Source organism: Paenibacillus sp. VTT E-133280 (genome assembly GCF_002264385.1).
Taxonomy (GTDB): domain Bacteria; phylum Bacillota; class Bacilli; order Paenibacillales; family Paenibacillaceae; genus Paenibacillus_AQ; species Paenibacillus_AQ nitricinens.
Map to the genome: position 1 here is coordinate 36,030 of NZ_NFUX01000027.1, position 12,609 is coordinate 48,638.

The 12,609-nt window shown below is 46.7% G+C and carries 9 protein-coding genes; 5 read left to right on the forward strand and 4 right to left on the reverse strand.

What is annotated here, in order from left to right:
• Positions 1 to 19: 19 nt before the first annotated feature.
• On the reverse strand, positions 20 to 1,432 hold the full coding sequence (locus CA600_RS13835; protein WP_094870702.1) for a polysaccharide deacetylase: 1,413 nt from the start codon (positions 1,430 to 1,432) through the stop codon (positions 20 to 22).
• 107 nt (positions 1,433 to 1,539) lie between these two features.
• On the opposite strand from CA600_RS13835, the gene CA600_RS13840 reads away from it, so the two are divergent.
• Complete coding sequence (locus tag CA600_RS13840; RefSeq protein WP_094870703.1) at positions 1,540 to 2,208, forward strand: DedA family protein; 669 nt, start codon at positions 1,540 to 1,542, stop codon at positions 2,206 to 2,208.
• Between the two features lie 13 nt (positions 2,209 to 2,221).
• Here CA600_RS13840 and CA600_RS13845 read toward each other — a convergent pair whose 3' ends face one another.
• Positions 2,222 to 3,493 carry an MFS transporter gene (locus CA600_RS13845; RefSeq protein WP_094870704.1) on the reverse strand — a complete coding sequence of 424 codons (1,272 nt, stop codon included), beginning with the start codon at positions 3,491 to 3,493 and terminating at the stop codon, positions 2,222 to 2,224.
• A 151-nt stretch (positions 3,494 to 3,644) separates the two neighbouring features.
• On the opposite strand from CA600_RS13845, the gene CA600_RS13850 reads away from it, so the two are divergent.
• A complete protein-coding gene (locus tag CA600_RS13850) occupies positions 3,645 to 4,595 on the forward strand; it encodes a helix-turn-helix transcriptional regulator (protein WP_094870705.1) in 951 nt (316 codons plus the stop codon).
• Between the two features lie 91 nt (positions 4,596 to 4,686).
• Entirely contained in the window at positions 4,687 to 4,998 is a 312-nt protein-coding gene (locus tag CA600_RS13855) for a zinc ribbon domain-containing protein (RefSeq protein ID WP_094870706.1), read from the forward strand.
• An 81-nt stretch (positions 4,999 to 5,079) separates the two neighbouring features.
• Here the strand turns inward: CA600_RS13855 and CA600_RS13860 are convergent, their stop codons facing one another.
• Both CA600_RS13860 and bcp read right to left on the reverse strand, forming a co-directional pair.
• A complete protein-coding gene (locus tag CA600_RS13860; RefSeq protein WP_094870707.1) occupies positions 5,080 to 9,363 on the reverse strand; it encodes a 2-hydroxyacyl-CoA dehydratase in 4,284 nt (1,427 codons plus the stop codon).
• Between the two features lie 123 nt (positions 9,364 to 9,486).
• Positions 9,487 to 9,954, reverse strand: a complete 468-nt coding sequence (gene bcp / locus CA600_RS13865) for a thioredoxin-dependent thiol peroxidase (RefSeq protein ID WP_256989846.1) — start codon at positions 9,952 to 9,954, stop codon at positions 9,487 to 9,489.
• A gap of 105 nt (positions 9,955 to 10,059) precedes the next feature.
• Between bcp and CA600_RS13870 the strand changes: the two genes are divergently transcribed.
• The gene (locus CA600_RS13870) at positions 10,060 to 11,112 is read left to right on the forward strand and encodes an LCP family protein (RefSeq protein ID WP_094870709.1); all 1,053 of its coding nucleotides are present in this window, start codon (positions 10,060 to 10,062) and stop codon (positions 11,110 to 11,112) included.
• A gap of 122 nt (positions 11,113 to 11,234) precedes the next feature.
• Positions 11,235 to 12,551 carry a glutamate-1-semialdehyde 2,1-aminomutase gene (locus CA600_RS13875; protein ID WP_094870710.1) on the forward strand — a complete coding sequence of 439 codons (1,317 nt, stop codon included), beginning with the start codon at positions 11,235 to 11,237 and terminating at the stop codon, positions 12,549 to 12,551.
• Positions 12,552 to 12,609: the final 58 nt, after the last annotated feature.

The window sequence follows — 12,609 nt, forward strand, 5'->3', positions numbered from 1 at the left end:
GACAGCCTCAACTCTTCCTTCAGAATGTTTTTACTCGGCGTTCTACTTCAGTAACGCTTATATTAGTCGGAGGATGGCCTGTTGTCTCCAGCAGTTCTCGTAGCGATACCCAGATCGATCCACCAATCATTTCTACCCTCGCATCGATTGTCTTTTGGCCGTTATCAGGATGGTTTAGAATCAATTGTTTGTTCATTACATCGGCAATAACCGCTTTCCCGTTCCAATCTATTTCTCCGCTTCGGCTATTCACATCCCAGCTAACTTGCCCTCCAAGCCGTTCAATTACAGCACGAAGTGGAACCATATACTGTCCATTTCGCACGGAATATTCCCCGGGATTCAGCTTCGTCTCCAGCTTTCCGACCTCAAGAACCAATGGCTTTCCAGGTGCAAAGAGCTCTGCATTCGGTGTGATATTTGAGGCGACCCAAGCTTCTGAGGGCTTTTTCCGCCCCAAATTAGCGGCTTTGGAAGAGACTCTAAATTGTACCGGTTCTACCGGTTCATCCAATAGGCCAAAGTCGTATCCAGCCGCCTTATAGCGTGCAATAATGTCCGGCAGCGCTTTGACGCTCTCTTGATGACCGCCCCCGTCATGTAACAGCAAAATAACCTGGGAAGACTTCATATCCATTGTGGATTCCTTCAAAATTTCTGAAGCTGGCACGCCTTTCCGTTTAGAATCGCCGCTATCCACCGTCCAATCCATCACCTTATAACCTGCTTGCTTCAATAAATTGAAGTAGGTATTATCAAAATGATCATAGGTTCCGCCTGGGGCGCGGATAAGCTGTGGACGAACCCCTGTAATCCCCTGAACAATCTCTTCAGTCTGTTTAATTTGATTCCAAAATTCCGTGAATCCACTATATAAATCATGGTAATTATGATTATAGGTATGATTGCCAATGGCATGGCCCTGTTCCCATATGGAATCGATGAGCTCAGGATGGCTTTTCGCTTGATTACCAAGGACAAAAAAGGTTGCCTTCACACCTTCCTGATGTAAAATTTCAAGTACATTGAAGGTGTTATCGCTAGGTCCGTCGTCAAATGTAATATAGACTGTTTTTTTAGATTTTTTGGCTGCTGTGATTACAGAACTCGTTGCCGAAACCTTGGATATTTTATCTACCCCATTAGCTTGAGGGAGTTGAGTCACAGTAAGGGCCGCACTTGAAGAGGAGTGCACTTCCGGAGATGCAGAAGCGAGGGGTTCTACTGCAGATGGCAAATCTTGCATCGCCGCTGCGGTAAGCTTATTCTTAACAGATACAGACTCCGCGCTAGCGGGCTGCAAGGATCGGAGCTCCCATGAATTCAAGTTTTTCCCTATACTCCATCCGAGCATAACGATGAATATCACAACCATAACGAGCAATCCGCTTATCAACTTTCGGCGGCTGTGTGCGCTTTTATTACCCTTCATCTTCTCTACCTCCAGCATTCTATTGGCTTAAAAGCCATTTGGTAGATTGTATGAAGACAAGCTGTAAAATAGAATAAGGCAACTGCCTCTTGGAGAGTGACAATCTTATGGAAATGCTGAGTTTTATACAAGAATTATTCACCAAATATGGATATAGCGTATTATTCTTTGGATTACTTCTCGAGTTCGTTGCCCTACCCTTTCCCGGTGAGACCACTATGGCGTTTGCCGGTTTCCTTTCCTATACCGGGAGACTTGATTTCTTTACGCTAATTGTAGTTGCTTTTGCAGGCACCACAGCTGGGATGACCCTCACCTATTTTGTCGGATTAAAAGCCGGTATGCCCTTTATCCAGCGATATGGCAAATGGTTTCTATTCTCACCTACTAAGCTAGAAAAAACACAGAAATGGTTTGAGAAATACGGCAGCTTTCTTATTTTTATCGGTTATTTCATTCCAGGGGTACGTCACTTCACTGGTTATTTCGCTGGTATTATCGCGCTTCCCTTCCGTAAATTCGCCCTATATGCTTATAGTGGAGCTGTATTCTGGGTAGTACTGTTTCTTAGCATCGGAAAGGTGTTTGGTCCACAGTGGATGGGCATCTTCCATTTATTTGAGTCATATGCGCTTTGGATTATTTCTGGTGGTGCAGGAATAGCAGCTCTTGTGATCATTTACCGCTACCGCAAAAGCATCCACGCCCGTCTTTTCCCTCGCAAAGCTGCCACACAGATTCAGGCGCAGGTTAAGAAACCTTCCAAGGGGCGGTGATTTACCGCTCTTTTTAAGCTCGCTGAGTCTCCTTCTTCTTGCTGCGTACAAACGTATACCCTGCCAGCAATATAGCAATCCCAGAAAACCCTGCTCCCCCTGCAAAACCCAGTGTACGAGGATCCACCCATTCTAATAACCAGCCCGCGAGCAGCATAGATAATCCTAGCAGCGTATTTCCCACTGCTGACAGCAGTCCAAAAATAACAGGTTGCATAGTGGACGGCGTCTCTCGCATAACCAGTGTATCCAGACAGGCATTCCCCGTCCCTCCGGCAAAAGATAACAGGATATATAGCAGAAAAGCGATCACAAAATGATTGCTAATACTGATGCTCATCAGCAGTAATCCTTCAATCATGAGCCCAACAATCGCAACAATCAGCAGCCCTTTTGTTACATATCGTCCAGCAAAAAAACTGAGACTAAGCCCGATTCCGAGCGCTGCGTAAAAAGCCCCTACTCCTATATCTCCCGCTTGAAACTCCTGTACTGCATACACACTAATCAGCACATTATCCAGACCATTCAGCATCGGAACAAGCAGCTCATACCCAAAAATAACCTGTAACGTGATACTCCCGCTGATTATAATCCACAGCGCATCCATTTTATTTGTCTTTTGCTGACGGTCCACTTTAGTTTTGATTTTATCAGGAGAGTCTATCTTTCTCTTATCTTCATTCACCCTATTAGTATTTTGTGGAAGATCAATACCGTAGATTAAGCGCGCTGCGACCAGAAAGGATATTGCATTCATTACGAAGGCTGCCTTTGGGCCGAACCACATCGAAACGATCCCCCCACTTAATGCACCCAATATAAGTACACAGCCACTCATAAGCTGCTCTAGTCCATTAACCGTCAACAAAGAGTTTTTGGTCACCAACAAAGGAATGGAGGATTTACGAACAGGACTGTAGATCGCTTCCCCCGCCGCCAGTAAAAAACTCGCCATATATAACAGCCATAGCTTATCTTCTCCATCTACCCACAAAAAGGTTAGCGCAACCGGAACCCTAAGTACATCCGTAGCGATCATAATGTATTTACGAGGGAATTTGCTGCCAAGTACACCTCCAAGCGGTGCCAGAAACAAATAAGGAAGCAGCCGTACACCTAGCGATATCCCCACAGCCATCCCTGACCCCGTTAATTGCAGCACCAATGCCAGCACGGCAACACTAGTAAAACGATCACCGATGCCATTGATTAGCCCGGCTGTGAACAGACGTGAATATCCCTTTTGAGCTTTAAAAATTGCAATAGCTGTTTGGTGACCCATTATCGTAAACCTCGCTTCATCTATTTATATAAATATCTAATTAGATATTAATCGAATTAATACATTATGACAATGCTTTATCTTCAAGAATTTGCTAAGATGTAGTACATCATTACATAACGAAATTATCCGAAAAGGAGGGCTCTACCTTTTGAAAATTGATCGATTGCTCTCTATCGTCATTCTACTAATGAACCGGCGCCTCATTCAGGCGAAGGAGCTCGCCGACATGTTCGAAGTGTCCGTGCGCACCATTTATCGTGATATTGAAAGCATTAATGGGGCTGGAATTCCTATCGTCACCTATCAGGGATCGGGTGGTGGTATCGGACTTATGGAAGGCTACCGGTTAGACCGCAATGTATTGACCGACCGCGAGCTGGCTGATATTTTCTCCGCTCTGCAAAGCGTCTCCTCTTATGGCGGAACTGAACACACTCTGCTCATGGAGAAGATCAGTAGCGTAATCCCGCCCTCACAGACCGCAGCTTTCCGAAGCAAAACGACCCAGCTTATCATCGATTTCTCTCCTTGGGGGCTTCAGCCTATCCTAGAAGAGAAGATCGCAACTTTAAAAGAGGCGCTGGAAGAAAACAGAACTGTGGCCTTTGATTATGTCAATGCCGAGGGACAATCCAGTCAGCGTTCTGTCGAGCCCTATACTTTAGTCTTAAAAGGACAAGCATGGTACTTGTATGGTTACTGTCTGCAACGCCAGGATTTCAGATTATTCAAGCTGCATCGTATGAAAGGACTCATTAAAGAAAAGCGGGAATTCATAAGAGAAGATAGGGACATGCATGAGCTGCCTTGGAGCACTGATTATCAGCGGGTGACTTCAGCCTCAGTAGTGTCTCCAATCCTTCTGCACTTCTCAGCTGAAGGGTGTCATCTTGCGGAAGATCGCTTTGACTCCACTGAGCTTCAGCCGGACGGACATGGTGGGTATAACGTGTCCATCCATTATCCCGAGGACGGATGGCTCTATGGTTTCTTGCTCAGCTTCGGAACGGCTTTAGAAGTGCTAGAGCCGGAACATATTCGTCAGAAGCTTGGTGAGTTGGCTCTTGGGGTTGCCAAAAAATATGCAACCTCGCTTTAAACCTGACGGTATGTCGTCAGATTCATAGTTCTATAATGTACTTAAAGCGATTGCTCATAAGCTTCGCGTACTTTTAAAAGGAGTGCTGTATATGGAACAAGAGCATGTAAGACAAGTTCAAGATGAGCCGAAATTTTGTCAAAGCTGTGGGATGCCTATGCCTACGGAAGATTTACTTGGAACGAACAAGGAAGGCCAAAAAATCGAGGATTATTGTGTATATTGCTACGAAGATGGAGCATTTAAACAGCCTGACATTACGCTGCAAGAAATGTCTGACATTTGTACAGGCTACTTGGTTCAAGAAGGAATGGACGAGGATGTCGCCCGCAAATTACTCGCCGAACAGCTGCCTCATCTGAAACGGTGGAGAGGTGTAGCCAGCTCTCCTTCAACGAACTAATAATCAGCACAAAAAAGCGGACCAGGTGAATTCTTGGTCCGCTTTTTATAGGCAGTTCGTCTATATGTTACCTTATTAAGCTCAGGTCAAACTATAGGAGCCTTCAAGTAGGGTCTGCTGCAGCGGTTTAACGGATTGTTCTAAATCAGATACCTTATTGCCTTCCAGACTGCTGGCAATGGACATCATCAGTTTGATCCGATTCGCTTGGTTAACTACACTAACTCCAGCATCATAATCAATGGCGACGATATTTGCGCCGGGATATAACTCCTTAAGACCCTTAATCATCCCACGCCCGGTAATATGATTGGGCAAGCAGGCGAACGGCTGAATACAAGTAATATTATTCACACCGTTATCCAGCAGATCCATCATTTCTGCAGTCAGGAACCATCCCTCACCCATCTGATTTCCTACGGATACCAGTCGGCTGGCTTTCTCAGCAAGACCATAAATATTTTCCCGTCCTTTAGCCAGTCCGGCATCCTCAAGAGCTACCTTTATCGGCTTACGATAAATCTCCAGATAGGAGATCAACATTGGATTAATATATCCTAGTCGTTTACTTTTGCCGAATTGCTCGGCTTTGTAAATCGGATTATACACGCAGTAAAAGATGAAGTCTAAGAAGTCTGGCATTACCGCTTCTCCGCCCTCCGCCTCAATCATCTCGATGATGCGGTTGTTGGCGTCCGGGTGAAATTTAATCAGGATCTCTCCAACAATGCCTACTCTAGGTTTAGTAACACCTGTAACGGGCAGCTTACAGAAATCGGCGACAATTTCACGAATCAGACGTTTGTATTCTCGGAACGAGAAGTTGACTAGACTGACCTTACAGCGCTCCATCCCCTTACGGAATAAACGTTCAGCACTCCCTTGAACGACCTCATACGGTCTAAAATGATTTAGTAACCGCATCATAAGATCACCATAGCAAGCCGCAGCGATCAGCCGGTTTGCCAGCTTAAGACTGATTCGGAAGCCTGGCTGGTTCTCCATTCCAGAAGCATTCAGTGAAATCACAGGAATCTGTTCGAGGTCTGAATCCTTTAAGGCTTTGCGGAGTAAAGAAATATAATTCGTCGCCCGGCAGCCACCGCCCGTCTGTGACATGATTACAGCGGTACGATTCGGATCATAGTCCCCACTCTTCAGTGCCGACAGAATCTGCCCTATCGTTACAATAGCGGGATAACATGCATCATTGTTAACGTATCTAAGGCCCTCTTCCGTCTCTTCGGGTCCAGTGGTTTCAAGGATCTTGAGACGGTATCCCGCATCGCGGAAGACCTGCTCAAACAATTCAAAATGAATGGGCGACATCTGCGGCGCAAGGATCGTGTACGTTTCTTTCATTTCCTTCGTGAAAGCTACATTAGCCTGTATTTTAGGCGGCTTCTGTGGCAGCACCTTTCCCTTTTCCCGTTCGCGCATCGCTGCCAGCAGTGAACGCAGCCGAATACGCGCAGCGCCAAGGTTGCTAATCTCATCGATTTTGATCAGCGTATATACTTTGTTATGCCTTTCCATAATGTCTTGCACGGCATCACATGTAATCGCATCAATCCCACAACCGAAGGATGTCAATTGAACAAGCTCCAGGTCGGTTCGTACTGCGGCAAGGCGGGCTGCGCGGTACATTCGGGCATGATAGGTCCACTGATTAACTACCGCCACATCCCCTTCACTTCGGTCCAGATGGCAGACAGAATCTTCTGTTAGCACGGCGAGGCCCATACCGGTAATCATATCTGCTATGCCATGATTAATTTCAGGATCTGCATGGTAAGGGTGACCACAGAGAAGTATTCCCTTGTTCCCAGTGCTGGCAAGATACGCAAGCGTCTCTTCACCTTTGGTTCGCACATCACTTTTAGCACGATCAGCTTCTGCAAGTCCTGCCTGCACAGCCAACGTTATCTCTTCTCTCGGAATCCCCGTAAATGTCTTCACGAGTCCCTTGGTTAACGCAGATCTATCGTCGAAGGTCAGAAACGGGCTGACCAGCGTGATTCCATTTTCCCTAAGCCCATCCATATTGTTGCGAATGACCTCAGGATAAGAGGCGACCACCGGACAATTGAAATGATTATCCGCTGCTTCATCTTCCTTCTTCTCATACACCACCGCAGGATAAAAAATAAAATCGACGCCTTTACCAATCAAGCTCTGCACATGTCCGTGCGCCATCTTTGCTGGATAGCAGATCGATTCTGAAGGAATCGTATCCATCCCGCTTTCGTAGAGCTTCTTGCTTGATTTAGGAGAGAGAATCACCCGGTAGCCCAATTTAGTGAAAAAAGTGTACCAGAACGGGTAATTCTCGAACATATTCATCGTACGTGGAATGCCAACGGTGCCCCGTGCTGCACCTGCCTCTGGTAATGCTTCATAATCAAAGAAACGTTCGTACTTATACTGCATCAAATTTGGCAATACGTTCTTCTCTTTCCTGCCTCCTGCACCACGCTCGCAGCGGTTGCCTGTAACGTAGAAGCTCTTGTCCGGGAACCGACTGATCGTTAACGCACAGTTATTTCCACAGCGGCCACAGCGACCTGAAGATACCTCGTACTTAAAGCCTGCTATTTCCTCCGGTCCAAGCAGTGTGCTTTTTCCGTCAGCCCCTGCTTGCTCACGGGCAATCAGTGCACAACCGTACGCTCCCATAACGCCAGCAATATCCGGTCTGACTACCGTTCTCCCCGTTAGGCGCTCAAAAGCCCGCAATACAGCTTCGTTATAGAAGGTGCCGCCCTGAACAATAATATTTCGCCCTAAATCCTCAGGGTTGCGAATTTTAATTACTTTTTGCAGGGCATTCTTAATCACAGAATACGCAAGACCTGCCGAAAGATCGGCCAGCGACGCACCTTCCTTCTGAACCTGCTTCACTTTAGAATTCATGAATACCGTACAGCGGGAACCCAAGTTAACCGGTTTGACCGCTTCCAGAGCTGATTTGGCAAACTCCTCAATACCTAATCCAAGCGCAGATGCAAAGCTCTCCAGAAAAGAGCCGCAGCCTGCCGAACAGGCTTCATTGAGCATTAGACTGTCGATAGCACCGCCGCGGATCTTGATACATTTCATGTCCTGTCCGCCGATATCCAAAATAAAATCTACCTCCGGCATGAACTTAGATGCGGCCTTGTAATGAGCAACCGTCTCCACTTCACCGCCGTCCGTCCATAAAGCGGCTTTGATTAATCCCTCTCCATAACCTGTTACATAAGAACCTGCAATATAACAGCCTTCCGGTAGAACCCGATACATTTCCTTCAGTGCCTCACTGACAGAATACAAGGGATTCCCCTTGTTGCTGCCATAAAAGGTATGTAGAATTTCGTCAGCAGAGCCGGTCAATACGAGTTTGGTTGTTGTCGAACCCGCATCGATCCCCAGATAGCAAGGGCCACGATACACAGCCAGGTCTGATCTGGCAGCAGAAGCTTTACCATGGCGATTCCGGAACTCAGCAAGCTCATTAGGGTTCTCAAACAGCGGTGGTAATTCAGCATCTGCTGCCCGATCTGCTGAAAAATCCACGGCTGCTATTCGCGCGAGCCAACCTGAGAGAGGCAAGATCGTCGGATTTACTTCGGATAGAGCAGATCCAATCGCTACGAAATACTGTGACCGCTCGGGGAAAAGAATATCTGACTCCGCAAGTTCAAGCGTCTCCGCAAAACGCTGACGCAGAGCTGGCAGGAAGGTTAATGGGCCACCAAGGAAAGCCACCCGTCCACGAATTGGACGTCCGCAAGCGAGACCGCTGATCGTCTGATTAACAATACTCTGAAAGATTGAAGCCGCCACATCCTCCCGGCGAGCCCCCTCGTTTAGTAGCGGCTGCACATCGCTTTTGGCGAATACACCGCAGCGTGAAGCGATAGGATAGATTCGCTCATGCTTCTCTGCCAATGCATTTAATCCCCCTGGGTCGGTCTGTAGCAGCGAAGCCATCTGATCGATGAATGCTCCCGTTCCGCCCGCGCAAGCCGTATTCATACGCTGTTCAATGCCGCCCCGGAGATAGATGATCTTGGCGTCCTCACCACCCAGTTCAATCGCCGTATCACATTCTGGAATCAGCTCGCCAATCGCCTTCGTACAGGCGATCACCTCCTGAACAAACGGTACGCCTCCCAGTTTGGATAAAGATAAGCCTGAGGAACCGCTTACAGTAAGGACTGCTCCTCTCTCTGGAAATCTGACTTGTACGTCAGCTAATAGAGAGAGGGCAGCTTTTTTTATATCGCTATAATGTCTTACATAGTCCTGATAAACAATAGTGTTACGCTCTATGACAACCAATTTCGCAGTCGTTGATCCGATATCAAGGCCAATACGCAGCATGATCACTACACCACCTCGTCTTGCTCCAAATTTGAAGCAATTATGAGGAAACTATATCATGACAACACCTAATGAAAGCTGTTAAAAATGTAACAGACTTTTACAAAAAGTTATTAACAAACTTTATGATTTGGAAATCCCTGCTATGGTGGATGCTACATGACCTTTCACTCGTACTTTCCGCCATTCTTGAAGTAAGATCCCCTGCTCATCAATCAAAAAAGTAGAACGTACAATGCCCATGAATTCTCTACCATAAAGCTTCTTAAGCTGCCATACTCCAAACATTTCACTAACCTTATGATCTTCATCAGACAACAGTGGAAATGGCAGACTATTCTTCTCCGTAAATCGGATATGCGACGCCAAGGGATCTGGGCTGATGCCTAGAACAACCGCACCAAGCGTAGAAATTTGATCATAGGCGTCACGGAATTCGCAGGCCTCCTGCGTACAGGCTGGTGTCATATTTTTAGGATAAAAGTATACAATGACCTTTCGGCCCAAGTAATCACTTAAACTAACCTCTTGTCCAGTAGAGGACGGAAGGGTGAAATTCGGTACTTTTTGTCCAATAGCTACTACGTTCAAGTTATATCCACTCCTTCTTGATATTGGAGGATCGAGCATGAATTGCGCGTATCCCCAAAAGAAATTATAATGTAGAGAATGTGAATGCGAAAGGAAGAACGAGAAATGCCACCTAGAAAGAAAAGGCACGCAAAGACTGGTAAGTCAAAAAAGAAACCTCTGCTTTGGACACTGGCCATTATACTCTTACTTATTATCGGTGGAGCCATTTATTACTTTACTTCCATTGTCAATGAGCTTGGCAGCATGTCGAACACCGAGGATTCACCATTTAAAAATGCCGAGACTGTTGATGTTGACACGCCAGAACCTCCAAAGTGGGAAGGTACAGAGCCTGTTAATATACTACTAATGGGCGTGGATGCCCGCGGTGTCAAGAAGGGGGAAATTCCTCGTTCCGATACAATGCTCGTCGCCTCACTTGATCCCGTGAAGAAGAAAATCACCGTATTCTCAATTCTTAGAGATACTTACGTTCCGATTCCAGATCACGGAGAAAAACGTATTAATTCAGCTATCATTTATGGGCCTAACACGGCGATGCAGACTGTAAGCGACCTGCTCGGCATCCCGATTCAATATTATGTCTACACGGACTTCCAAGGATTCATCAAGCTAGTAGATGCCGTTGGTGGTGTAGATTATGAAGTCGAGAAAGACATGGTGTACAAGACCATTGCAGATGGTCCCGAGTATGACATTGATCTTAAAAAAGGATATCAGCATCTCGACGGTAATAAAGCTCTGCAGTATGTACGTTTTCGGCATGACGCTACCTCCGACTTCACTCGGACCGAGCGCCAGCGTGCATTTCTCAAGGTTGTGGCTGACAAACTGATCCAGACCACATCCATAATCAAGCTGCCAAGTATCCTGTCTCAAGTTACGCCTTATATCGAAACCAATCTGTCAGTAAATGATATGTGGAAGCTGGCAACCGTCGGGTACGACAGTACTATGGGCGGTAGTGAGCAAATTCCGCCGATGGATCTGCTCAAAGAGGAAACTACAAGTGACGGATCACAGGTTATCGGCATTCGCAGTGAAAATAAGTTAAGGGAATTTGTGCAGGATACCTTAAATGGTCCTGAGCCAACGCCTACACCATCACCTTCATCAGAAACTACTTCAAATAGTAGTACTAGCGGAACCCAATAAAGATCTGACAAGCAACGTTCACAAGTAGACACTACAGGCAATGGTATAATACGGGCGGACAGCGGAAACACCGTTGTTCGCCCGTTGCCATGAGCACCAACAATCGAAAGGATGATCACATTATGAATCGTTCCACATCTGAGCAACTTTATCACGAAGCCCTTCAACATATTGTTGGAGGTGTAAATAGCCCTTCCCGTTCTTTCAAAGCCGTTGGGGGCGGAGCACCTGTATTTATGAAACGTGCCAGTGGATCTCACTTCTGGGATGTAGATGGCAATGAATATATCGATTATCTCCAAGCGTATGGACCGATCATTACCGGCCATGCTCACCCGCATATAACGAAAGCAATTACTACAGCAGCAGAAAATGGTGTTCTTTACGGAACTCCAACAGAGCTCGAAATCAAACTTGCGAAAATGCTAAAAGAAGCAATTCCCTCAATGGATAAGGTGCGGTTCGTCAATTCCGGTACCGAAGCGGTTATGACTACCATTCGTGTAGCTCGTGCTTATACAAAGCGCAGCAAAATCGTAAAATTTGCTGGCTGTTACCATGGTCATTCTGATCTGGTGCTTGTAGCAGCAGGATCCGGGCCTTCTACGCTTGGTATTCCAGATAGTGCCGGCGTTCCTAGCAGTATTGCACAGGAAGTAATCACTGTTCCTTTTAATGATCTGGAAAGCCTGCAAGAGGCACTAGAAAAATGGGGCGAAGATGTCGCCGCTGTAATGGTTGAACCGATCGTCGGTAATTTCGGTATGGTGATGCCGAAGCCGGGATTCCTCGAAGGGCTCTGCAAGCTGGCTCATGCTAACGGCTCCCTCGTTATCTATGACGAAGTCATTACGGCCTTCCGCTTCCACTACGGTTCCACACAGACGTATGCAGGACTGGATAATCATGAAGACATTACTCCTGACCTTACAGCCCTCGGCAAAATCATCGGTGGCGGCCTGCCGATCGGTGCTTACGGTGGTCGTAAGCATGTAATGGAACAAGTAGCACCGCTAGGACCAGCTTACCAAGCGGGAACAATGGCGGGAAATCCTGCTTCCATTTCCGCAGGGATTGCCTGTCTGGAAGTGCTGAGCGCAGAAGGCGTATACGATGAGATGGAACGTCTTGCGATTCGCCTCGTCGATGGACTCCAGGAATCTGCTGACCGTCATGGCATTCCGCTGACGATTAACCGCATCCGTGGTTCATTCTCTACTCATTTCTGTAAGCATCCAGTTACGAATTACGATGAGGCACAGGATACAGATGGCGAATTGTTCGGTAGCTTCTTCCGTCACATGTTGAACCGAGGGATTAACCTCGCCCCTTCGAAATATGAAGCTTGGTTCCTAACGACAGCACATACAGATGCAGATATCGACGCTACGCTGATTGCAGCAGAAGATTCATTCCGCGCTATGGCGGCTGAGAAATAAGACGTTATTTACAGCCACTAAACATACTAAAACCTACCACCAAGCTTGGTGGTAGGTT

Coding starts and splice junctions, on each gene's coding strand:
- CA600_RS13870 (WP_094870709.1), top strand. CDS start 10,060: ATGCCACCTAGAAAGAAAAGGCACGCAAAGACTGGTAAGTCAAAAAAG.
- CA600_RS13875 (WP_094870710.1), top strand. CDS start 11,235: ATGAATCGTTCCACATCTGAGCAACTTTATCACGAAGCCCTTCAACAT.
- CA600_RS13835 (WP_094870702.1), bottom strand. CDS start 1,432: ATGAAGGGTAATAAAAGCGCACACAGCCGCCGAAAGTTGATAAGCGGA.
- CA600_RS13860 (WP_094870707.1), bottom strand. CDS start 9,363: ATGCTGCGTATTGGCCTTGATATCGGATCAACGACTGCGAAATTGGTT.
- CA600_RS13855 (WP_094870706.1), top strand. CDS start 4,687: ATGGAACAAGAGCATGTAAGACAAGTTCAAGATGAGCCGAAATTTTGT.
- CA600_RS13845 (WP_094870704.1), bottom strand. CDS start 3,493: ATGGGTCACCAAACAGCTATTGCAATTTTTAAAGCTCAAAAGGGATAT.
- CA600_RS13840 (WP_094870703.1), top strand. CDS start 1,540: ATGGAAATGCTGAGTTTTATACAAGAATTATTCACCAAATATGGATAT.